Origin of the sequence: Sphingomonas sp. (assembly GCF_017744835.1) — a bacterium.
Classification (GTDB): Bacteria; Pseudomonadota; Alphaproteobacteria; order Sphingomonadales; family Sphingomonadaceae; genus Sphingomonas.
In genome coordinates, this window is sequence record NZ_JAGIAM010000002.1 from 74001 (window position 1) to 95334 (window position 21334).

At 66.2% G+C, this 21334-nt stretch carries 14 protein-coding genes and 1 tRNA gene; 3 read left to right on the forward strand and 12 right to left on the reverse strand.

Annotated elements, in window-relative coordinates; all coding sequences use genetic code 11:
* Nucleotides 1-14 precede the first annotated feature (14 nt).
* Nucleotides 15-719 carry a hypothetical protein gene (locus tag J7500_RS06415; protein WP_294060780.1) on the reverse strand — a complete coding sequence of 235 codons (705 nt, stop codon included), beginning with the start codon at nucleotides 717-719 and terminating at the stop codon, nucleotides 15-17.
* A gap of 118 nt (nucleotides 720-837) precedes the next feature.
* On the opposite strand from J7500_RS06415, the gene J7500_RS06420 reads away from it, so the two are divergent.
* Entirely contained in the window at nucleotides 838-1518 is a 681-nt protein-coding gene (locus J7500_RS06420; protein WP_294060781.1) for a 2OG-Fe(II) oxygenase, read from the forward strand.
* Between the two features lie 60 nt (nucleotides 1519-1578).
* Here the strand turns inward: J7500_RS06420 and J7500_RS06425 are convergent, their stop codons facing one another.
* The 7 genes from J7500_RS06425 to lon all read right to left on the reverse strand — a co-directional run bounded on the left by J7500_RS06425 (nucleotide 1579) and on the right by lon (nucleotide 12298).
* Nucleotides 1579-4371 (reverse strand): TonB-dependent receptor, encoded by a 2793-nt coding sequence (locus J7500_RS06425; protein ID WP_294060782.1) that lies wholly within the window; start codon nucleotides 4369-4371, stop codon nucleotides 1579-1581.
* 89 nt (nucleotides 4372-4460) lie between these two features.
* Nucleotides 4461-6065, reverse strand: a complete 1605-nt coding sequence (locus J7500_RS06430; RefSeq protein WP_294060784.1) for a hypothetical protein — start codon at nucleotides 6063-6065, stop codon at nucleotides 4461-4463.
* A gap of 200 nt (nucleotides 6066-6265) precedes the next feature.
* Nucleotides 6266-7156, reverse strand: coding sequence for a DMT family transporter (locus J7500_RS06435; RefSeq protein WP_294060785.1), 891 nt, complete (start codon nucleotides 7154-7156; stop codon nucleotides 6266-6268).
* A gap of 251 nt (nucleotides 7157-7407) precedes the next feature.
* Nucleotides 7408-9129: an AIPR family protein gene (locus tag J7500_RS06440; RefSeq protein ID WP_294060786.1), complete on the reverse strand. Its 1722-nt coding sequence runs from the start codon at nucleotides 9127-9129 to the stop codon at nucleotides 7408-7410.
* A gap of 203 nt (nucleotides 9130-9332) precedes the next feature.
* A tRNA-Val gene (locus tag J7500_RS06445) sits at nucleotides 9333-9407 on the reverse strand.
* Between the two features lie 86 nt (nucleotides 9408-9493).
* Nucleotides 9494-9766, reverse strand: a complete 273-nt coding sequence (locus J7500_RS06450) for an HU family DNA-binding protein (RefSeq protein WP_294060787.1) — start codon at nucleotides 9764-9766, stop codon at nucleotides 9494-9496.
* A gap of 135 nt (nucleotides 9767-9901) precedes the next feature.
* On the reverse strand, nucleotides 9902-12298 hold the full coding sequence (gene lon, locus J7500_RS06455; protein ID WP_294060788.1) for an endopeptidase La: 2397 nt from the start codon (nucleotides 12296-12298) through the stop codon (nucleotides 9902-9904).
* On the opposite strand from lon, the gene J7500_RS06460 reads away from it, so the two are divergent.
* Nucleotides 12297-14117 carry a M1 family metallopeptidase gene (locus tag J7500_RS06460; RefSeq protein ID WP_294060789.1) on the forward strand — a complete coding sequence of 607 codons (1821 nt, stop codon included), beginning with the start codon at nucleotides 12297-12299 and terminating at the stop codon, nucleotides 14115-14117. The genes lon and J7500_RS06460 overlap by 2 nt on opposite strands.
* Here the strand turns inward: J7500_RS06460 and J7500_RS06465 are convergent.
* Nucleotides 14114-15535 carry a glycoside hydrolase family 28 protein gene (locus J7500_RS06465; RefSeq protein WP_294060790.1) on the reverse strand — a complete coding sequence of 474 codons (1422 nt, stop codon included), beginning with the start codon at nucleotides 15533-15535 and terminating at the stop codon, nucleotides 14114-14116. The two genes, J7500_RS06460 and J7500_RS06465, sit on opposite strands and share 4 nt — an antisense overlap.
* 106 nt (nucleotides 15536-15641) lie before the next feature.
* On the opposite strand from J7500_RS06465, the gene J7500_RS06470 reads away from it, so the two are divergent.
* On the forward strand, nucleotides 15642-16664 hold the full coding sequence (locus tag J7500_RS06470; RefSeq protein ID WP_294060792.1) for a LacI family DNA-binding transcriptional regulator: 1023 nt from the start codon (nucleotides 15642-15644) through the stop codon (nucleotides 16662-16664).
* Nucleotides 16665-17092: 428 nt separating this feature from the next.
* Here J7500_RS06470 and J7500_RS06475 read toward each other — a convergent pair whose 3' ends face one another.
* From J7500_RS06475 to J7500_RS06485, 3 genes are read right to left on the reverse strand one after another with little or no spacing between them, the layout of a single operon-like run.
* Nucleotides 17093-18457 carry an efflux transporter outer membrane subunit gene (locus tag J7500_RS06475; RefSeq protein WP_294060793.1) on the reverse strand — a complete coding sequence of 455 codons (1365 nt, stop codon included), beginning with the start codon at nucleotides 18455-18457 and terminating at the stop codon, nucleotides 17093-17095.
* The gene (locus tag J7500_RS06480) at nucleotides 18454-19644 is read right to left on the reverse strand and encodes an HlyD family secretion protein (RefSeq protein WP_294060795.1); all 1191 of its coding nucleotides are present in this window, start codon (nucleotides 19642-19644) and stop codon (nucleotides 18454-18456) included. Before J7500_RS06480 ends, J7500_RS06475 begins: the two co-directional genes overlap by 4 nt.
* A complete protein-coding gene (locus J7500_RS06485; protein ID WP_294060797.1) occupies nucleotides 19641-21302 on the reverse strand; it encodes an MFS transporter in 1662 nt (553 codons plus the stop codon). The genes J7500_RS06480 and J7500_RS06485 overlap by 4 nt, the downstream gene beginning before the upstream one ends.
* Nucleotides 21303-21334 lie beyond the last annotated feature (32 nt).

Sequence of the window (21334 nt, forward strand, 5' to 3'; positions counted from 1 at the left end):
AGATGATTACAACCTCATCCGCGCGAGATTTTGACTGCCTCCTCGGCAGCGATCAATCCCTCTCGCGCCAGGCGCCGCGCCGCAGAGGCGAGATTGGGCGTGTTGAGGAACGCGTGGCGCGCGAGCAGCGGCGCATCGGCGCCGTCGTAGATCAGGCGGCGCATCGCCGAATCGATCTCCACGCCTTCGAAAACGCGGACGCGGCCCGACTTGCCGGTGCCGTCGCACGATTCGCAGCCCGGAGCCTCCCAGAGGATCGCGCCCGGATCGAGCCCGAGCAGCGCTGCCATCGAGCCATAGGCCTGCTCGGGCCTGCGGCACGCGCCGCACAGGCCGATCGCGCTGCGCTGGGCGATCAGCAGACGGAGCATCGCCGCCAGCGCGAACTTGTCCGATGCGAGCCGCCGCAGCGCCAGCAGCGTGTGGATCGCATCGCCGCCCGCCGCCGCCGCGAGCACGATGCCGCGTTCGGCCGCTTCCAGCGCGGCGTCGACGGTGGCGCGATCGTCGAGATCGGGCATGTGCGTGCCGCCGATCTCCTGCATCAGCAGCGAAATCGTCTCGCCGGTATCGCCGCCCGTGATCACCCACAGTCCCGTGAGCCGCGAGCGCGCGCGGGTCACTGCGCCGCGCAGCCGCGAGGGCATGCCGAGCTGCAGGAGACCGCTCCCCCCGCCTGCTGGCGCCGCGTCGGTCCCGAGCTCTGCCGTCGTTCCCATGCGTGCCGACTGCCGCGGCAATATGACACCACGCTTGCGTTTTCATGACGTTTTCACGTCGCGCGCCACGGAGATCATCCGCTGGCGCCGGGCGGCGCGATTTGGCAAAATCGCCGCCATGCACACTGCGACCCTCTCCTCGTCCCCGCTCCCCAACTTCGGCTCGGGCCATCCTTCGGAACCCGTGATCGAACATCTCCTCAGCTACCCGAGCATCCAGCGCGTGCCGAGCCCCAAGGTCGCGATGTTCATCATCAAGAACTTCATCACACCCCCCATATGCGAACAGCTCATGGCGCAGATCGACGCCAAGCGCCGGCCGTCGGACATCGCCGATTCGAACGGTGACTATGCCTTCCGCACGAGCGAGACCTGCGACCTCGATCCGCAGGACCCGATTGTCGCCGAGCTCCAGCGCCGCATTACCGCGCTCACGGGGATCGACCCCGCGCATGCCGAACCGATGCAGGGGCAGCGCTATGCCGTCGGCCAGGAGTTCAAGGCGCACACCGATTATTTCGATCCGACCGGGCGCGACTTCGAGAAATTCTGCAGCGTCGCCGGGCAGCGGACGTGGACGGTGATGCTCTATCTCAACGAGGTCGAGTCAGGAGGCGCCACGCGTTTCAAGGCAGTCGACAAGATCGTCCAGCCCGAGGTCGGCAAGCTGCTCGCCTGGAACAACCTTCGTCCCAACGGCACCGTCAACCCGTCGACGATCCACCATGCGATGAAGGTGCGCGCAGGCACCAAATACGTCATCACCCAGTGGTTCCGCGAGCGTCCCTGGGGCTGGTGACAAACGAAAGGGCCCCGGAGCAGTGCCCCGGAGCCCTTTGCCTTGCAGTCCCGTCGCGCGTCAGAAGGTCGCGCTGAGCCCCAGCGAGAAGACCCGGCCGACGTTGTAGCGGTTGATGTACACGACATTGCCGTTCGAGAAGGTCTGCTTCTCCTCGAAGCGCGTGCCGGTGAGGTTGCGACCCTCGAGCTTCAGCTCGAACTTGCCACCGGCGACTTCGAAACCCTGGCGCGCGACGATGTCGAAACGCACACCGGGGTGCTCGATGATGTCGGGCTGGAACTGGTTGCCACCACCCAGCAGCGACGGCCCGCGATTGGTCACGCGGTCGCTGGCATAGTTGAACAGGAAGGTGAGCTGCGACAGCCGCGCGGTATCCTCGATGCCGAGCTGCAGGTTCACCAGATGGTCCGACTGGCCGGTGAGCGGCGCGCCGTCGCTGAACAGGCCGCTGGCCGGGCCGAAGCCCTTCGAACACCCGCCGATACCCAGGTCCGGGTTCGCCACGTTGGGCACGCAGCTATCGTCCGCGGTGATCGCCGAATGGGTGTAGGTGTAGTTGGCGATCGCCACCAGGCGCCGCGTCGCGAAGAAGTCGCCGCCCAGGCCTTCGAGCGGGAAGTACTTCTGCACTTCGACTTCGGCGCCGTAGAGCTTGGCCTTGGGCAGATTGGTGAAGCCGGTCTGCAGGCGATCGTCGGCGCCGGTGTAGAAGCCGACCTGCTCGATCGGGTTCTCGATGCGCTTGTAGAAACCAGCCAGGGTGAAGCGCTGATCACGGTCGAAGAACCACTCGTAGCGCGCTTCGAAGTTGTACAGCTGCGAGTCCTGGAGCAACGGGTTACCGAAGAACAGGCGGTCCGAGTCCGGATCGCGGAACTGCTGCGGCGCCAGCTCGCGGAACTGCGGGCGCGAGATCGTCTTGGCGAAGCTGCCGCGCAGCTGCATGTCCTCAGCGAAGTTCCAGGTCAGCGTCGCAGCGGGCAGCCAATAGTCGTTGTCCAGCCGCGTGCCGGTGGTCACGCCCACCGGACGGACGAACTGCTCGCCCTTTTCGTAGCGGACGCCGGCCACCGCGCGCAGGCTGTCGACTTCGGCTTCGAGCTGGGCATAGCCGGCGTGGATACGCAGGCCCGCGTCATAGGCATAGGCGCCGAGCGGCGTGTTGAACTGCAGCTCGATCGTGCAGAGCCCGGTACCCTGCTGCGGGCAGGCATTGTTCACCACGTCCGGGCTCAGCAGAAAGTCCGGGCGCAGCAGGTTGTACGGATAGCCCGGCGCCGTGCCGCCACCCGAGCTCGTCTGGTAGTTGAACTGCAGGCGCTCCGAGAAGCGGTCGGTGTCCGAGAAATAATAGCCGGCCGAGATCGTTGCGATGTCGGGCAGCTTGTACGAAAGGTCCGCCTGCGCGGTCCACAGGTTCTCGTTCAGGTCCGAGAAGATGATCGAGGCGAAGGGCGAGAAGCGCTGGGTGACCTGATAGGCACCGTCGCACTTGAGACCCTCGGTGCCATTGCCGCCGTCATATTCGATCGGCAGGCCGGTGGTGGTCCGGTCCGAACAGAGATAGTCGAACTGGCGCTCATAGGGCGCCTCGCGCTTCGAGTTGGCATAGGCGCCGCGCACGTCGAGCCGAAGCGCGTCGGACATACGGAACTCGCCGACGATCTGACTCTCGAACAGCTGACGCTCGAACCAGTTGGTGTTCTGCTGGAAGCGCAGGCCGCTGGCGTTGTTGTAGACCTCGGCAGCGGCGCCGCGCGCCTGCTTGAGCACGTCGCGGATGTAGACGTTGGTCCAGCGGATCGTGCTCTCGTCGAACTGATAGCCGAGGCCGATCAGCGCGTTGCCGATCACGCGGTTGTCGGTGAGCAGCGTGCGGAAGTCGTTGCGGATCGTGCCGGTCTCGCTGACGCTGTCCTGCTCGATGATCGAACGCGTGCGGAAGGTGTTGCTGTAGCCCACCGAGGTGATCACGCCGAGGCGGTCGCCGCCGATGTCGAACGCCATCCCGGTGCTGAGCTCGCCCGACCAGTTGGCGGGAAGCTGATTGTTGGTCTGCATCAGCGTCGTCGAAGCGTTCGAGAGCTGGAGTACCTGGTTCGCAGGGATCTGGCCCGTGCCCTTCGGCGCGTTACGGATGAAATCGGGGACGCGGCGCGTGCCGTCGTCGAAGCCCAGCCAGTCGGTATCGCCGCCGTAATAGGTATAGCCGAGCTCGCTCGTCGTCGCGCTGTCGGCCGAGATAGAGCCGCCGACGGTGACGAAGTTCTTGTCGGGGATCGCCTTGGTGGTGAGGTTGATCACGCCGCCGCCGAACTCGCCCGGATAATTGACCGAATAGGTCTTCTGGACGAGCGCAGAGCCGACGATCGTGGTCGGGAAGATGTCGAGCGGCACCGAACGGCGCAGCGGCTCGGGGCTGGGCAGCGGCGAACCGTTGAGCAGCGACGAGGAATAGCGGTCGCCAAGGCCGCGGACGTAGACGAAGCCGCCGCCCACGACGCTGAGGCCGGTGACGCGAGTCAGCGCGCCCGCGATGTCACCTTCGCCGGTGCGGGCGATGTCCTCGGTCGAAAGCACCGAGATGATCTGCGGCGTCGCGCGCACGGTGTTGGGGATGTGGCGGCCGACAACGACGATGTCCTCGACATCGCTGGTGTCGACGCCGGGCGCCGAGACCTCGACGTCCTGCTGCGGCGCGCCGCTCTGGTCCTGGGCGGGACCCGTCGCCTGGGGCGCGGCAGCCGGTGCCGGCTCCGCCGTGCCGCCGGCGGTCTGCGCGAGCGCCGCCGGGGAGACGAGCTGGGAGGTCAGGAGAAGGAGCGTGGCATAGGCAAGGCGTCGCTGCATGGCCGTGTCATCCAGTCTGATATTACGAGCAATGCCGGGGCGGCGGATCCCCACCGCCCCGACATGGTTGCATTGATGACCTGCGAGCCTCAGCGGCCCTGGCAGGCGAAGTAGACCGAGTTGAACTTCGGCGGGCCCTGGTCCTGGAGCGCCGGGTTCGCATCGCGGATGGTCGACGGCTGGCCCGAGGCGGGCTCGCCGGCGATCAGGTTGATGCAGGCGACGCCGCTGGGGCTCTTCACGATGCCGTTGACGAAGTTGAAGTCGGCGCCGCCGCGCAGGCGGATGGCGGCCGGCGCATTCGCCGTCTGGATGAAGGTGAAGTTGGCGTAGCGACCCCAGGTGCGCGGGATCAGGTCTTCGGCGTTGTTCGAGTCAATCTCGGTCGAGAAGGAGTCGGCGGTGGCGCCGGAGACCTTCTGGGCCGCGATCATGAACTGGACGAAGCCGCGCCAGCCGTTGTCGACGTCGAAGCCGTCGTCGTCCGCACCGGTCACCGCGAAATACTTCATGTTGGTGGTGCCGCCGAAGATCTCGACACCGTCATCGGCCGAGTTGTGGCTCTGGATATGGTCGATCACGGTGCCCGAGCCGGTCGCGCCGAGGGTCAGGCCCTGCAGCTCGTTGCCGTCCGAGATGGCGATGCCGCTGTAGCGGATCTGGACGTAGGAGACCTGGCCGCTGCTGTCGGCCTCGTCGCTGCCGCCGTAGAAGCGGCCAGTGACGCCTTCGATCGCCTGCTGGCAGGGCGTGCCTGTGGTGCCGCCGGTACCCGCGGCGCAGACCGCGGTGGTCGAGCGACCGAGCAGGATGATGCCGCCCCACTGACCCTGGGTCGAATCGCTCACACCGTTGGCGGCGAGGTTCTGCTGCGAGGTGAAGATGATCGGCGCGGCGCGCGTGCCGACTGCCATCAGCTTCGAGCCGCGGTTGACGAGCAGCAAGTCGTTGGTGGCTTCGGTCGAGTCCGCGGCGATCACGACGCCGGGCTCGATCGTCAGCGTCACGCCGGCGCCGCCGCTCGGGCCCTGGTCGGTGCCGACTTCGGTCTGGCCGCGCAGGCGATAATAGACGCCGGAGATCTTCGGCAGCGTCAGGCTGGTGGTGATGTTGGCGGGCAGGCGGCAGGCGCGGAAGGTCTGGACCAGGCCGTCGTCGATCGTGCCGGTCGGGCAGGTCGCCGTGGCGCCGCCGGTGCCGACGGCCGGGACCGCGGTGCAGGCCACGCTGGCGCCGCCGAAGTTGGCCGTGCTCGAGTTGCAGGTCCAATCCTGGAACGAAGTGTCGGTCGGGCCATTGAGCGCGCCGGCATAGTTGGTGCTGGTGAAGAAGCTGCTGAGCGCCGAGGGGTCCGACGCCGTGGTCGCCGAGGTGGCGCTGGTCGGATAGATGCCGTTCACCACCGAGCCGGTGCCATTAATGTTGTTATTAGTTCCCGCATTCACCACCGCGAGCTGCTGGTCGGCGCTGATGCTGATGCCGTTCACTGCAGTCACCGCCGCGAACTGCGCCGCAGTGATCGGCGTCGGGGTCGGGGTGCCGGTGGGCGCCGGGGTCGGCGTCGGCGTCGGCTGGACGATCACAACGCTGCCCGCGCCGGGCGAGGCCACATTGTCCGCGCCATTGCACGCGGAAAGCGCCGCAGAGGCGGCCGTCGTCATCAGAATAAGGCTAAGGCGTTGGAAGCTGGCCATAAATTCTCCGTTCCGGCGGGCCGCCGGCGTTGCGCGGGTTCGAAACTTTGCGGGATCGACTCGGCGTAACCCCCTGTCGGCCGCAGCGCCGCGCTAGGCGGCGCGCGTGACGGGAGTGTTGGAGATTGGAGAATCTTTGGAGACTCTCCTGTTACGGATGTGTGACGATGCCCCGATCAGGGACGACGCGCGGCGAGCGGTTACAAACCGGCGGTCATCGCCACGCCGATGGTGACGATGGCGACGCCGAGGAGCTGGCGTAGCGTGAGGCCTTCGCGGAACAGCCGATGCCCTGCTGCGGCCGCCATTGGCATCTCGATTACGCCGAGCGCACGCACTGCGGCGGCCGGTGCGAGGTTGAGCGCGAGGAACCAGCCCGCCGAGGCGCAGGCGCCGCACAGTCCTGCGCCAAGCGATTCACGCCAGCCGCGCAGCACCGCGACGAGCGCAGGTCGGTCGCGTAACAGCAGGAAGAGCGTCAGCACGCCGGCCTGCATCGCCTGGACGATGGTGACACTGGCGGTGGCGGCGAAGAAGGGGTGATCGGGCTCCAGCCGCAGCCCTGCGTGGCGAAAGGCGTTGAGCGCGAAGCCGAAGCAGAGCCCGGATATGATGCCGAGCGCCACGCCCAGTGCGGGGTGTTTCGCGTCTGCGGCCTTGCGCGGCCAGACGAGGATGGCCAGCCCGAGCGTGGTCAGCGCGACGCCCGACCAGCCGATCCAGCTCAGATTGTCGCCGAACACCGCCAGCCCGACGATCGCCGCGAGGGGAACCGAGCTCTGCTGCAGCGCCGTGCCCACTGCGAAGCCAGCCTGGTGCATGGCAGTCAGCAATGCGGCGGTCGCCAGCACCTGCGCCAGCGCGCCGGCGAGCGCGGGCCACCAGAAGGGCCAGCCGAATTGCGGATGGAGATCGTGGCTCATCGCCAGCGCGACGAGCGTGAAGACGATCGAAAAAGGCAGGCCGAACAGGAAGCGCACCAAAGTGGCGCCCCATGGCCCGGTGCGCGACATCATGCTTCGCTGGAGCGCGTTGCGCCCGACCTGGAAGGCGGAAGCGGCAACGGTCGCCGCAGCCCAAAGCAATGCCATCCCCTGCCCCTCCGACGTGCCAGCAAAAAGCCCGCCGGTCAGGGTGACCGGCGGGCTTCGCTACATGGTGGGCGCGGCAAGGATTGAACTTGCGACCCCTGCGGTGTGAACAGGAACGTCGTCAGCAAATTCAACAGCTTATACCCCACCCTAGTTTGATCTGTTGTCGATTTGTGTTGTTTCGGTTCGATTTGCGTTCTCGGGCCATGTTCTAATTGAACATACCGCCCCCTGCGGGAACGATATCGTTTCTAGCCTCTGGCAACCGCTTGAATAGGCTGCCTTTTGAACTCGGTGAGGATGTTGTTCGTCACGCCAAGGGTACGAACGTGATCGCGCTCGAGATTGTTGCCGGTAGCTCGATCGATGACCGCAACGGCCTCGTGGAAGAGCTTATCGGCTCCCTTTACGTCCCGTAGGGCTTGCGACAGCTTGTCCGCTCGCCGCCCCATTTCGCGCGAGTTCATAAACGCAGGTCGGTCTGGATCTACGAGAAGCCGAAGCGCGAGCAGTATGTGATAGCGCGCCGGCTTGTACTGTACCGCTGTACTCTTTGCTCGAAACCGGGACTCGAGCAGATAAGATGCGTAGGACGAGGCGTAGTACGGTTCGAGGCGATGATCTTCGCCGAAAATGTCGGATCCAACTCTCGATCGCAGATTGGTGTACCCTCGAGTGGTGCGGTGTGGCTCCTCAAGGTACATCGCCGCGAAGGCTCGGACAGCATTCGTCGATGAAATAATTCGCGTCTTTTTCTCCGCTCCGCGATCATATTGGCCGTCACGCCGTTCGTAATGGATACGGTGATCTTCCTCGATCGCCGAAAAATACTGCTCAAGGCGTCTCGCAAACTTCATTCGAGCAAAATACTGCTCAGGCTTGACTTCGGTTTGGCTGTTCGTCGCTTGGATGATAGCATCCATCACGGCCTCGTCTCTCGTCTCGATGAGGCGCAGGGGCACGCAAACAGAATCATCAATGACCGCTCGTTGGTCGAAAAGCACGTTGCTGGTCTGACATCCATTCACGATCTGGAAATCGGAAATCGTGAACCTGGATCCGATGGGCGCAATCGAACGAGCGATGATGGTCACGCCATTGTTCATGAAGACGAAGCGGTTTCGGTCAGGCGAATTTAGCGTTTCTCTCATCCGCACATTGACAGTGTTATACTCCTGCCAATCGCGGACATTGTCGTAAAAAATGCTGCCGAGAATTTCCTCGCCGCTTTCGTCACTAATGATCGCTCGGAACTGCGAAAAGGGCACGTACCCGATAAACGCTTGGTTGATGCCCTCCGCCGCGGGTAGGTCGTTCCGGTTGCGAAACTCAAAGGTCCGCGTCACGGCATTTTTCGTCTGAAGGTAGGCCGCGTGCAGCTCTTCGGCGCCCACATAAGCAACGCGCACACCGCTAAAATTTCCTAGAGCTTCTAGGTCCGCCTGCGCGGCGTCTCGGCGAGCACGGAGATCGTTGTCGTCCTGCCACTTGCCCGTCGTGACATAGTATAGCTGGCAGGTGGGCCGTCCTTTTAGGATTGCCGCGTGTCTGAAGATTGTCTCAACCAGAGCAGCGGCTCTCTGAACGTCAGCGTTGCGCTTGATCTTCGGCTGAGCCTCAAAAAAATCCCGAACGCCGAAGGCGAAGTCGCCCATCTTCGAGCCGTCGAAGCTAGCCCCACGGTCCGCCTGCACAAAAATAAAAGAGACTTCGAGCTGCCCGTTCTGCTCCGCCAGCTCGTCGATCGAGTCGGAGTCTGTGACGAGCAGGTTGTTGACGATGATTGCGACTGCGTCGATGGCAGTGTCTCCGCCCCCTGCCACCATCACGTCTTCGATGTCGAAGCTTCGGCTATAGTGCCGGCGGATCATCGAAAATGCTGAAAAGCGCTCGAAACGCTCCTCTTCCGGCAGGGTGGCGATGTCGTACTCAGCCGAAAACGTGCCGAGCAGGCTTGTTGTAATCCTATCCAAGGCATCCCCCGCCGCGAAACTTGTTCGCCAGTCCTATAGCGATTTGCCTTTCCGTTCCAAACGGAAGTGCAATCGAACATCCGATCCCTGCGGAGACGCTGCGGTAGCACCGCAGGGATCGATTGTGTCACTTTGAACACAACGAACCCTGCGGAAAACGCAAAAAGGGGCTGAAAAACTCTAGGTTTTTCAGCCCCTTAAGATGGTGGGCGCGGCAAGGATTGAACTTGCGACCCCTGCGGTGTGAACACAGTGCTCTACCACTGAGCTACGCGCCCATTGCCCTTGCGGGCGAAACGGGAAGCGGGCCTTTAGGCGGCGCGCGGCGCGCTGTCCAGCCCCCTCGCCGCCCGTTCCGGGAAAATCAGTTCACCGAATCCTTCAGGCCCTTGCCGGCCTTGAACTTCGGCTGGTTCGACGCCTTGATCGTCATTTCCTCGCCGGTGCGGGGATTACGGCCGGTCGAAGCCTTGCGCTTGCTGACCGAGAAGGTGCCGAAGCCGACCAGGCGGACTTCGTCGCCCTTCTTGAGCGCGCCGGAGATCGCGTCGAAAACGGCTTCCACTGCCTTGCTGGCATCGCCCTTCCCTAGGCCCGAAGTATCGGCGACCTGCGCGATCAGCTCTTGCTTGTTCATATTGCTGGGAACCCCCTAAATTGCATCTGTTCGATTGGAAATCGAGTCGCGGCGGCAAGCCGGTGCGCCAGTCAGCACGCGACCGCCGCCGCTGTCAAAGCCTTTCCGGCGCGTCAAGCGCCGGATCGGGCCTGCTCAATGATGGACGGCGTCGCCGATTCCCGGCACCGGCGCAGGCGGCTGGGCCGCCAGCTCGTCGGCATCGGTCCAGTCGATCGCGCTGAGCGGCTCGGTGAGCGCGAGGCGCAGCACTTCATCGACATGGGCGACCGGAATGATCTCCAGCCCCTCGCGAATGTTCGCGGGTATTTCGGCCAGGTCCTTCTCATTCTCGGTCGGGATCAGCACCGTCTTGATACCGCCGCGCAGCGCCGCGAGCAGCTTTTCCTTCAGACCGCCGATCGGCAGCACGCGGCCACGCAGCGTCACTTCGCCGGTCATCGCCACGTCCTTGCGCACCGCGACGCCGGTGAGCGTCGAGACGAGCGAAGTCACGAGCCCGATGCCGGCCGAGGGACCGTCCTTGGGCACCGCGCCTTCGGGCAGATGGACGTGGATGTCCTTGCGCTGGAACAGGCTCGGCTTGATCCCGTAGCTGGGGCTACGCGCCTTGACGAAGCTGAACGCGGCCTCGACCGATTCCTTCATCACGTCGCCCAGCTTGCCGGTGGTCTTGATCGCGCCCTTGCCGGGAACGGTGACGCTCTCGATGGTGAGCAGCTCGCCGCCCACTTCGGTCCAGGCCAGGCCGGTGACCGCGCCGATCTGATGCTCCTCTTCGCCCACGCCGAAGCGATACTTACGCACGCCGGCATATTCGTGGAGGTTCTCGGGCGTGACGGTGACCGAGGTCTCCTTGCCCTCCAGGATCTTGCGCAGCGCCTTGCGCGCGAGCTTGGCGATCTCGCGCTCGAGCGTGCGGACGCCCGCCTCCCGCGTGTAATAGCGGATCAGGTCGCGCAGCCCCTCGTTGGTGAGCGTGAACTCGCCGTCCTTGAGGCCATGCGCGTCGATCTGCTTCTCGATCAGGTGGCGCTCGGCGATCTCGACCTTCTCATCCTCGGTATAGCCTTCGAGCCGGATGATCTCCATGCGATCGAGCAGCGGCTGCGGCAGGTTGAGCGAGTTCGCGGTGCACACGAACATCACATCCGAAAGATCGATGTCGATCTCGAGATAATGGTCGTTGAACTTGTTGTTCTGCTCGGGGTCGAGCACCTCGAGCAGCGCCGAGGCGGGATCGCCGCGGAAATCCTGACCGAGCTTGTCGATTTCGTCGAGCAGGAACAGCGGGTTGCTGGTGCCGGCCTTTTTGAGGTTCGACACGATCTTGCCCGGCAGCGAGCCGATGTAGGTGCGCCGGTGGCCGCGGATCTCCGCCTCGTCGCGCACGCCGCCCAGCGACTGGCGGATGAACTCGCGCCCCGTCGCCTTGGCGATGGACTTGCCGAGCGAGGTCTTGCCCACGCCGGGAGGGCCGACGAGGCACAGGATCGGCCCCTTCAGCTTGTTGGTACGGGCCTGGACCGCGAGATATTCGACGATCCGGTCCTTGACCTTCTCCAGCGCGTAATGATCCTCGTCGAGAACGCCCTGCGCCTCGGCGATGTCCTTCTTGAGCTTCGACTTCTTGCCCCAGGGCAGCCCCAGCAGCACGTCCAGATAGTTGCGCACCACGGTGGCCTCGGCGCTCATCGGCGCCATGGTCTTGAGCTTCTTGAGCTCGGACTGGGCCTTTGCGCGCGCTTCCTTCGAGAGCTTGAGCGTGGCAATCTTCTGAGTCAGCTCGGCGACTTCGTCGCCCTCGCCTTCCTCGCCCTCGTTGCCCAGCTCGCGCTGGATCGCCTTGAGCTGCTCGTTGAGGTAATATTCGCGCTGGGTCTTCTCCATCTGGCGCTTCACGCGACTGCGAATCTTCTTCTCGACCTGCAGCACGCCGAGCTCGCCCTCCATGAAGGCGAACACCATCTCGAGGCGCTTCTGGGGATCCTTCTCGACGAGCAGCGACTGCTTGTCGGCGACCTTGACCGCGATGTTGGCGGCAACCGCGTCCGCCAGGCGCGACGCTTCGTCGAGTTCGGCAAGCTGGACCGCGGTCTCGGCGGGCAGCTTGCGGTTGAGCTTGGCGTAGTTCTCGAACTGCTCGACCACCGAGCGCATCAGCGCCTGGACCTCGGCGCCGTCGGCAGGCGCTTCCTCGACGGGGCTCACCGTGGCGGTGAGATAGCTGCCGGTCTCCTCGACCGAATCGAGCGTCCCGCGTTCCTTGCCCGCGACCAGCACGCGCACCGTACCGTCGGGCAGCTTGAGCAGCTGGAGCACTTCGGCCGAGACGCCGGTGTCGTAAAGGTCCTCGCGGCCGGGATCGTCCTCGGCGGGATCGAGCTGTGCGACGAGGAAGATCTCCTTGTCGTCGGCCATCGCGGCTTCCAGCGCCGCCACCGACTTGTCGCGCCCGACGAAGAGCGGCACGATCATGTGCGGGAAGACGACGATGTCGCGAAGCGGCAGGACGGGATAAGACTGCTTCATGAAAACTCCGGGTCGGCCCTTCAGGGCCCTTGCTTCCACTATATATGGGCCCAATGCCGGCCGCATCAATCGGGGTGAAGGATTCACGCCCCGCACAGGTTCCAGGGAGGTCTTCATCCGCCATCTGCTTCTCGCCGCCTCGGCGCTCGCCGCCGCGCCGGCGCTCGGCCAGACCGTCAAGCCCGGCGAACCGCCGATCACTGCGACGACTCAGGCTTCAGGCGGGCCGATCGACGCCGAGCGCGCGGCGCTGCGGCTCGAGCATGTCGACCTCGCGATCGAAGTCTTCCCCGCGACTCAGCGCCTTCAGGGCACTGCGACGCTGACGCTCGCCACCAGCGCCCCGCAGACACGACTGCTGGTCGACCTCGACAAGAACCTGCCGGTGAGCGCGGTCAGCGTCGATGGCGTCGCGCTCCAGAGGGGTGCCTGGTCGAACCCGGAGGGACGGATCGCGATCGCCCTGCCCCGACCGCTGGGGGCCGGCAGCAAGGCCGTGGTGCGAATCGTCTATGGCGGCACGCCGCACGTCGCGGTCCGTGCGCCCTGGGATGATGGGATCGTCTGGAGCACGACGCCCGACGGCAAACCCTGGGTGGCGACCACCGCCGAGGGCTATGGCTGCGACCTGTTCTGGCCGTGCCTCGATTTTCCCGCGGGCGAGCCCGGCAGCGTCGATCTGCACATCACCGTGCCCAAGGGCCTGTCCGCTCCCTCGAACGGCCTGCTCCGCAAGGTCGACACGCTCGCCGACGGGCGGACGACCTGGCACTGGCAGGCGCGCAGCCCCAATCCCTATTCGGTCGCGCTCAACATCGCGCCGTACAAGGAGGTGACGGGCACCTATGCGAGCCGCTTCGGCCCGCGCATCCCGATGACCTATTGGTACCTGCCCGGACGCGAGGCGAAGGCGCAGGCGCTGTTCGCCGAGTTCGGGCCCGCGCTCGACTTCTTCGAGGCGATGATCGGCCCCTATCCCTGGCACGACGAGAAGCTGGGCGTGGTCGAGACGCCGCACCTGGGCATGGAGCACCAGACGATCAACGCCTATGGCAACAACTACAAGAAGACGGCGAGCGGCTTCGACGAGATCTTCCAACACGAGCTGGCGCACGAATGGTTCGGCAACCAGATGTCCGCTGCGAACTGGGACGATTACTGGCTCCACGAGGGCTATGCCCAGTATATGCAGCCGCTCTACGGCCGCTGGCGCGAAGGCGAGGCGCGCTACGCCTCGATGATGGACGATTTCCGCAACCAGATCCGCAACCAGGCGCCGATCGTCCGCGGGCAAATCATGACCGAGGAGCAGGTCTATCAGGAGGAGCTGGGCGGTCCTGCCGGCGACATCTACGTCAAGGGCGCCTGGGTGCTCCACACGCTACGCAACCTGATCGGCGACAAGGATTTCTGGGAAGTCACTCGGCGGCTGGTCTATGGCCGGCCCGATCCGAAGCCGGGTAACTTCCAGCCGCGCTTCAGCACGACCCCGGAATATATCGGCATCGTCAACGAGGTGACCGGCAAGGATCTCGGCTGGTTCTTCGACGTCTATCTGCGCGAGGCCGCGCTTCCCGAGCTGGTCGAGACGCGGACCGGCAATCGGCTCGAACTCAGCTGGAAGACGCCCGGCGACAAGCCCTTCCCGCTGCCGGTCGAAGTCGAAGTCGATGGCAAGCTGCAGACCGTGCCGATGACGGGCGGGCGCGGCAGCCTGGCCGTGCCCGAGGGTGCGCATGTAGTGGTCGATCCGGCCTCGCGCATCCTCAAGCGCTCGCTCGCGGTCGAAGCGCTGCAGAAGGCGCAGTTGGGCGACTAGGACAGCGACCGCACGACCGCACCGTTGACCCGCACATTGTCGAGCGCCAGCCGCTCGGTGTGGCGGATCACGCTGGGCTGGGTGACGCCGTCGAAGCTGCAGTCGCGGAGCGTGATGTCCGTCACCGGCGCGCCGGGAAGCCCTTGGCTGTCGAGCACGCGCACCGCGCCGGTGGCGCGCAGCCGCTCGATCCGGATGTCGCGAAGGATCGGCTTGAAGCGGCCGTTCGCCCCTTCCTCATAATTGAAGTCGCACGCGATCGCGGCCTGGCTGACCTGGCCCACGTCGAGGTCGCGGTAATAGAAATGCTCGAGCAGGCCGCCGCGCAGCGCATTGTTCTTGAAACGGATCGCATAGGAGAGCTCGGGGCTGTCCAGCCGGCACCTCTCGGCGAACACCCAGCGCGCGCCGCCCGAGATCTGCGAGCCGACCGTGATGCCGCCATGCCCCTCCTTCATCCGGCAGTTGCGGATCAGGATGTTCTGCGAGGGCACACCGATGCGGCGGCCGTCCTCGTTGCGGCCCGAATTGACTGCGATGCAATCGTCGCCGGTGTCGAAGGTGCAATCCTCGATCAGCATCATGTCGACCGACTCCGGATCGGTGCCGTCGTTGTTCGGACCGTGCCCGAAGATGTCGAGCCCGCGCAGCGTGACGTTGCGGCAGAGCACCGGATGGACGTTCCAGAAGGGCGAATTGCGGATGCGCACGCCCTCGATCAGCACATTCTCGCACAGATAGGGCTGGATGAACGGTGGGCGCAGATAGCTTCCGGGACCGAACACGCGCTTCTCCACGGGCACGCGGTCCTCGGCCATCTGGAAGAGCCGGGCGCGTGCCGGCCGCTGGTTCGGGAGCCCCTCACGCCAACCATGCTCGGTGGTGCCACCCCAGGGGCCCTTCCACGACCACCAATGCTGCGCGCTGCCCTGCCCGTCGAGCGTGCCCTTGCCCGTGACCGCGATGTTCCTGGCCTTATAGGCATAGATCAGGGGCGAATAGTTGATCAGTTCGATCCCCTCCCAGCGCGTGAAGACCATCGGATAATGCGCGGGATCGGTGCTGAAGCGCAGCGTCGCGCCTTCGACCAGGTGCAGCTCGACATTGGACTTGAGGTGCACCGCTCCGGTGACGAAATCGCCCGCGGGCACCAGCACCCTGCCCCCGCCGGCCGCGGCGCAGGCGGCGATCGCCCGCGCGATCGCGTCGGTGTTGAGTGTGGTTCCGTCGCCGCGCGCGCCGAAGTCGGTGATCCGGAAGCTGCGCGCCGGAAAGACCGGTGGTCGAACGGTCCGCGCGATCATCGTGGCGCGGTCCCAGGGGTCTCCTGCCGCCCGGGCCGCGCGAGGCAGCAGCAGCCCCGCACCTCCGATAGCAGCAGTCTGCAGCAACCCGCGGCGGCCCGTTCTGATCAGCATCCGACACCCTCTTTTTTGACACCGGTATCGCCCAAACGGGGCTCACCACAAGCCCGCATCGCCGCGCCAGTTGGCGGCGCGCTCCGGGCGGGTTATGTGTCGGATGATGAAGCGCTCTGCACAGCCCACCATAAACGACGTGGCGCGTATCGCCGGCGTTTCGAAGAAGACCGTCAGCCGGGTGATCAACCGGTCGCCGCTGCTCAACGGCGACACGCGGCGGCGCGTCGAGGAAGTCATCGCGAACCTGGGCTATGTCCCCAACCCGCAGGCTCGCGCGCTGGCGCTGCGGCGCAACTTCCTGATCGCGCTGATCCACGACAATCCCAATGCGCAGATGGTGCTCAACGTCCAGCAGGGCCTGCTGGAAGTGCTGCGCGACACCGAATTCGAGCTGATCGTCCACCCGGTCGACCGCGGCTCCCCGACGATGCTCGAGAAGCTGGGACAGTTCCTCGAGCGTCAGCGGCCCTATGGCGTGATGATCCTGCCGCCGATCTCCGAGAATGAGCATCTCGCCCAGCTCTGCGAGCAGATCGGGTGCCGCTATGTCCGCATGGGCTCGGCGCCTTTCGCCGAAGGGCCGCACATGGTCGCGTCCAACGACCGCGAGGCGGTGCGCGGCGCAGTCGGCCATCTGATCGCCGCGGGGCACCGCCGGATCGCGCTGGTGATGGGCCCGCACGGCTTCCGCTCGGCGTTCGAGCGGCAGAAGGGCTATGAGGAAGCGATCGAGGCCGCCGGGCTGCCACTCCAGCGCACGCTGATGGTGGCGGGCGACTATCGCTTCGAATCGGGGATGCGCGCCGCCGAGCAGCTGCTCGACCTTTCGCCGCCGCCCACCGCAGTCTTCTCGTCCAACGACGAAATGGCCGCCGGCGTGCTCCACGTCGCGCGCGAGCGCGGGCTGAACGTCCCGCAGGACCTGTCGATCATCGGCTTCGACGACACGCCGATTGCGGCGCACATCTGGCCGCCGCTGACCACGGTGCGCTGGCCGATCGCCACCATGGCGCGCGCCGCCGCACTCAAGCTGGTCGGCGAGCCGGGCGACGAAGAGGCGGAGGCATCGCTGTTCGTCTCCACGCTGGTCCGCCGCGCGTCGGTGGCGCCACCAGGGGAGGGCTAGGGCGATCGACATTCAGCCTACCGCTCCCCTCCCTTTTGGGGAGGGGAGACGAATGTCATACAACCCAGGCGCCCTGCGCACGATCTTGCCGCTTGCAAAATAGGATTTGGCCTGAAACAAAACGGGAACGCTCTTTCTCAATCTGAATATAATCGGCGTCTCGCGCGCACACGCGCGCGCGCACGCACATGCACGCGCGCAGGCACGTACGCACGCGCATGCGCCCGCGTTGGTGTGTCCACTTTGTCCACTTCCGCCGTGTCGACTTCCGGAATCGCCCCGCCGGATCGGCCGATGGCAGGCCCCGCTCGAACCGCCGCGATAGTGTGACCCTGGTGTGACCTTTGGCCGCGCAGGATGCGCGGGGCGGCGCGATAGCGTAACGCGCTCCCCTCCCTGAAAGGAAAGGGAGATGAATGTCGATACAACTAGGACAGACTCCAGCCGCCGCCCATCGCCTGGTAGAGAGCAACGAGCGCGTTGAGTTGGTCCGCCTGGACCTGGACCAGGCTCAGCTCGGCATTGAGCAAGGCGCGCTGCGCGTCGAGCTGTTCTAGATAGGAAGTATAGCCGGCGTCGTAGCGGTTGGTGGCATGGCGGAGCGCTTCGGCGAGCGCGATGCGCTGCGCCTCGAGCCGGGCGCGCTGCTCGGCCAGCCGCTGAACCGCGGCGAGATTGTCCTCCACTTCGCGGAAGGCGGTCAGCACGGTGCGGCGGTAACTGAATGCGGCCTGGTCGCGGCGCGCGGCCGCCGTGTCGACCTGCGCGGCGATCCGGCCGCCGTTGAACAGCGGCGCGAGGATGCTTCCGCCCAGCGACCAGATCGCGATCGGATCGCCGAGCGCGCTCGACACCACCGCTCCAGCCGTGCCGGTCAGCCGTACCTGCGGCAGAAACTGCGCGCGCGCCGCGGCGAGATTGGCGTCGGAAGCGGCGAGGGTGAACTCGGCCTGGGCGATGTCAGGCCGGCGGCGCAGCAGGTCCGAAGGCAGGCCGGCGGGGATCGGAGGACGTGCGAGCTGATCGAGCGCCAGGCCGCGCATGACGGCGCGTGGCGATTCGCCGAGCAACAGGCTCAGCGCATTCTCCTGGCGCGAAACGGCGAGCTCGGCCTGGGGCACGCCCTGGGCAGTGGCCTCATATTCGGCCTCGGCCTGGCGGAGCTCGAGCTGCGAGGTATAGCCGACCCGCGCGCGGTTGCGGGCGATGCGCAGCGCCTCGGTACGCGAGGCGAGCGTCACGCGGAGGATGCGCAACCGCTCGTCGAGCCCGCGCAGCGTGAGATAGCCGCTCGCGGTGGCCGCCGCGACGCCGAGCCGCGCCGCATCCGCCGCCGCGGCGCTCGCGCGGGTGCTCTGGCGCGCGGCTTCCACCTGCTCGCCGATCCGGCCGAACAAGTCGACTTCATAGGCCGCCTGGAACACCGGCTGTAGAGTGGTCGATTCGGACGGCGTTCCTAGCGCGCTGACGCTGCGCCCATGGGTGGCGCTCACGCCAAGGTCGAGCGAGGGGAAGAGCTGCGAGCGCGCCAGCCGCTCCTGCGCGCGCGCCTCCTGCACGCGCGCCACGGCGAGCGCGATGTCGGCGTTATTGGCCAGCGCGCGCTCGACCAGTCCCGAGAGCACCGAGTCGCCGAAGCCCTGCCACCAGCGCGCATCGATCGGCGCATTCGGGCCCAGGCTGGTGCGCCAACCGGCTGGCGGCGCGACCGCAGCCTGGGGCGGGACGGGCGGAGTCGGGCCCGCGCACGAGGCGAGCAGCGCGAGCAGGGCTCCGGCGCCGAGCCGCTTCATTGGCGCGTATCCACGCTCGCCTCGACCGACATGCCCGGCCGCAGCCGCTGGAGAAGCTCCTGTCCGGGATCGAGCGCGATCCGCACCGCGATCCTCTGCGGCACCTTGACGAAATTGCCCGTGCCGGTCTCGGGCCGGATCACGGCAAACTCGCTTCCCGCCGCCGGCGCGATCTGCTCGACGCGCCCGAACAATCCGGCGCCGCCGAGCGCATCGACATGCACGGCCGCCCGCTGCCCCGGCGCCATGCGCGCGGTTTGCGCTTCCTTGAAGTTGGCAACCACCCAGACCTTGTTGGGCACCAGGAAGAGCAGCTGGGTGCCGGCCGCGACATATTGGCCGAGCCGCACGCCGATCTCGCTCACCTGCCCGTCCTGCGGCGCGCGGATCACGGTGTTGGCCAAGTCGATCTGGGCGAGCTGGAGCGCAGCGCGCGCATTCTCGACTGCCGCCTGCAGCCCGCCGCGGCCCACGGTGACGGTGCGGACCTGCTCGCGGGCGATCGTGCGCTGCGCCTCGGCCTGCCGGACGCCGGCTTCGGCCTGGCGGAGCGCGGCGAGGGTCTGGTCGCGCTCGCGCAGCGACAGCGAGCCCTGCGCAGTGAGCTCGGCGGCACGGCGCATGTCGGCCTGGGCGCGGGCAAGCTGGGCACGCGCGTTGGCGACGGCGGCGTCCTGCGCCGCGACCTGCGCCTCGCTCGAATTCTGGCTCTGCTGCGAATTGTTGAGATTGGCGAGCTGGGCCGAGACATTCGCCTGCGCCTGCTGGACGCGCTGGCGATAGATACGGTCGTCGATCTGCGCGAGCGGCTGGCCCTGCTTCACTTGCTGGAAGTCCTGCACGAAGACCTGCGTGACATAGCCGTTCACCTGCGGCGCGATCACCGTGGTCTGGCCGCGGACATAGGCATTGTCGGTCACCTGCACGGTGCGCGTGAACGGCGGCAGGTTCCAGGCATAGAGCGCGAGCAGCGCGCCGAGGATCAGGAAGCCGATGAACAGCAACGTGCCGCGAAGGCCGCTGCGCGGCGGCGCCCAGCCCTTTGCCTTGCCGCTGTCCTCATTGGCCTCGATCGGGTCCTCGAGGCGAGTCCCCTCCTGCGGTTCGGCAGGCGGCGGCGGAGGCGGCGGGGCCTCCGGCGGCGGGGGCGCGGGAGGAGAAGGAGGAGCGGCTCGCGTGTCGGTCATTGCCTGTTCGCCCTCATTGCCTGGAGCGCAGCCAGCTCGCCCGCCAGCGGATTGATCCCGCGGATCCTGAGCGAGAGCCAAAAGCCACCGACCAGCACCAGCGCGATTGCAGCGAGCGTGCCGATCAGCATGAAAACGTCGTTGTACGCGAGGATGTTCGCTTCGCGGGTGAGTTGCTGGGTCAGCAGCACCGCGCCTTCGGCCTGGCGCAGCGCGGGATCGCCGAGCACGCGGCCATAGGCGCCGCCGAGCTGCTGGAGCCGCGCCGCGACCTGCGGGTCGGTGGCCACGATCCCCGAGGCGAGCTGCTGCAGATGGTATCGCGTTCGCAGATATTGGAAGGTGCCCAGTACCGCGCTCCCGGCGAGCCCGCCAATGGTCTGCGAGATGCCGAACACCGCCGAATAGCTGACCATGTGGCTCGGCCCCTTGGACATCGCGCGCAGCACGCCGACCATCATCGTCGACCCCAGGAAATAGATTGCCGCGAAGCCCATGATCGCCTGGCTGAGGTAGAGGTTCGCCGGGCGCGTGAGGTTGGTCGCATCGGCATCCATGAAGGCCGCGATCATGATCAGCGTGATCGAGACCACGACCGGCCGCAGCAGATCGTTGGTGTCGAGCCGCACCAGGCTGAGCAGCAGCCCGGCGAGCGTCGCCCCGGTCACCACGGCGAAGAGCCCCACGAGCTGCTCAGGCCCCATTCCCGTAACCTGGAGCAGCGCGATCGAACCGAAATTCTGCTCGGCGAGCAGGATGCGCATCGTCGCCGCCACGCCGGCGAAGCGCAGGATCGCCGCGCTGCGCATCCAGCGCGTGTTGAGCATCGGATTGGCGCGATTGTGCTCGACCAGCATCGCCGCGCCGATCAGCACAATCGCAGCGGCAGTGGCGTAGCCGATCCATGGCTGCGTCCACCAGACCGTGCGTCCCTGCACCAGCACGGCGGTGAGCAGCGCCATGCCGGGCGCGAACAGCGCGAGCGTGAGGAAGTCGAGGCGCTCGAAGACCTGGGCGCGCTCGCTCGGCGGCAGCCGCAGCAGCGCGATCGAGCCGAGGCAGAGCAGCGCCAGCCCGAACTCGAAGATGTAGAGGTTCTGGATGTCGCCGCTGGCGAGCAGGAGCGGCGAGAAGACGCGCGCGAGCGGCAGCGCCACCTGCGACAGGCCGATGCCGAGGATCATCCCCATCAGCCGCGCCTTCGCCGACAGCGACTGCATGATGTAGAAGAAGCCGAGCGGCGTGAAGCCGCTCGCGATGATGCCGGTCAGCGCGCGGACCATGATCTCGGTGGGGTAGCTCTGCACGAAGACCTGCACGCCGGCGAGCAGCACGAAGCCGAGCAGGAAAAAGCGGGTCACCCGCTGCAGCCCGAACTGCTGACGCACCTTGATGAGCATGAAGCTCGCGCAGACGTTGGTCATCGAATAGACGCCGGTGATCCAGTTCGCCTCGACGCTGGTGATCCCCAAAGCGCCCTGGATCTGCTGGAGATTGGCGACCAGCAGGCTGTTGGCGAAGCCGGCGGTGAGCGCGATCAGCACCCCGATCAGCGCATAGCCGATGCGGCGCGGCATCGGGTGATCGGGTGTGGCGGGCGACCCGGGCATGAAGGGGCGCTCGTGCGGCTTGAACTGATAGGCGTCCGCCTCTGCCAAGTCCTGCTGCTTCCCCGGTTACCAGATCCTTC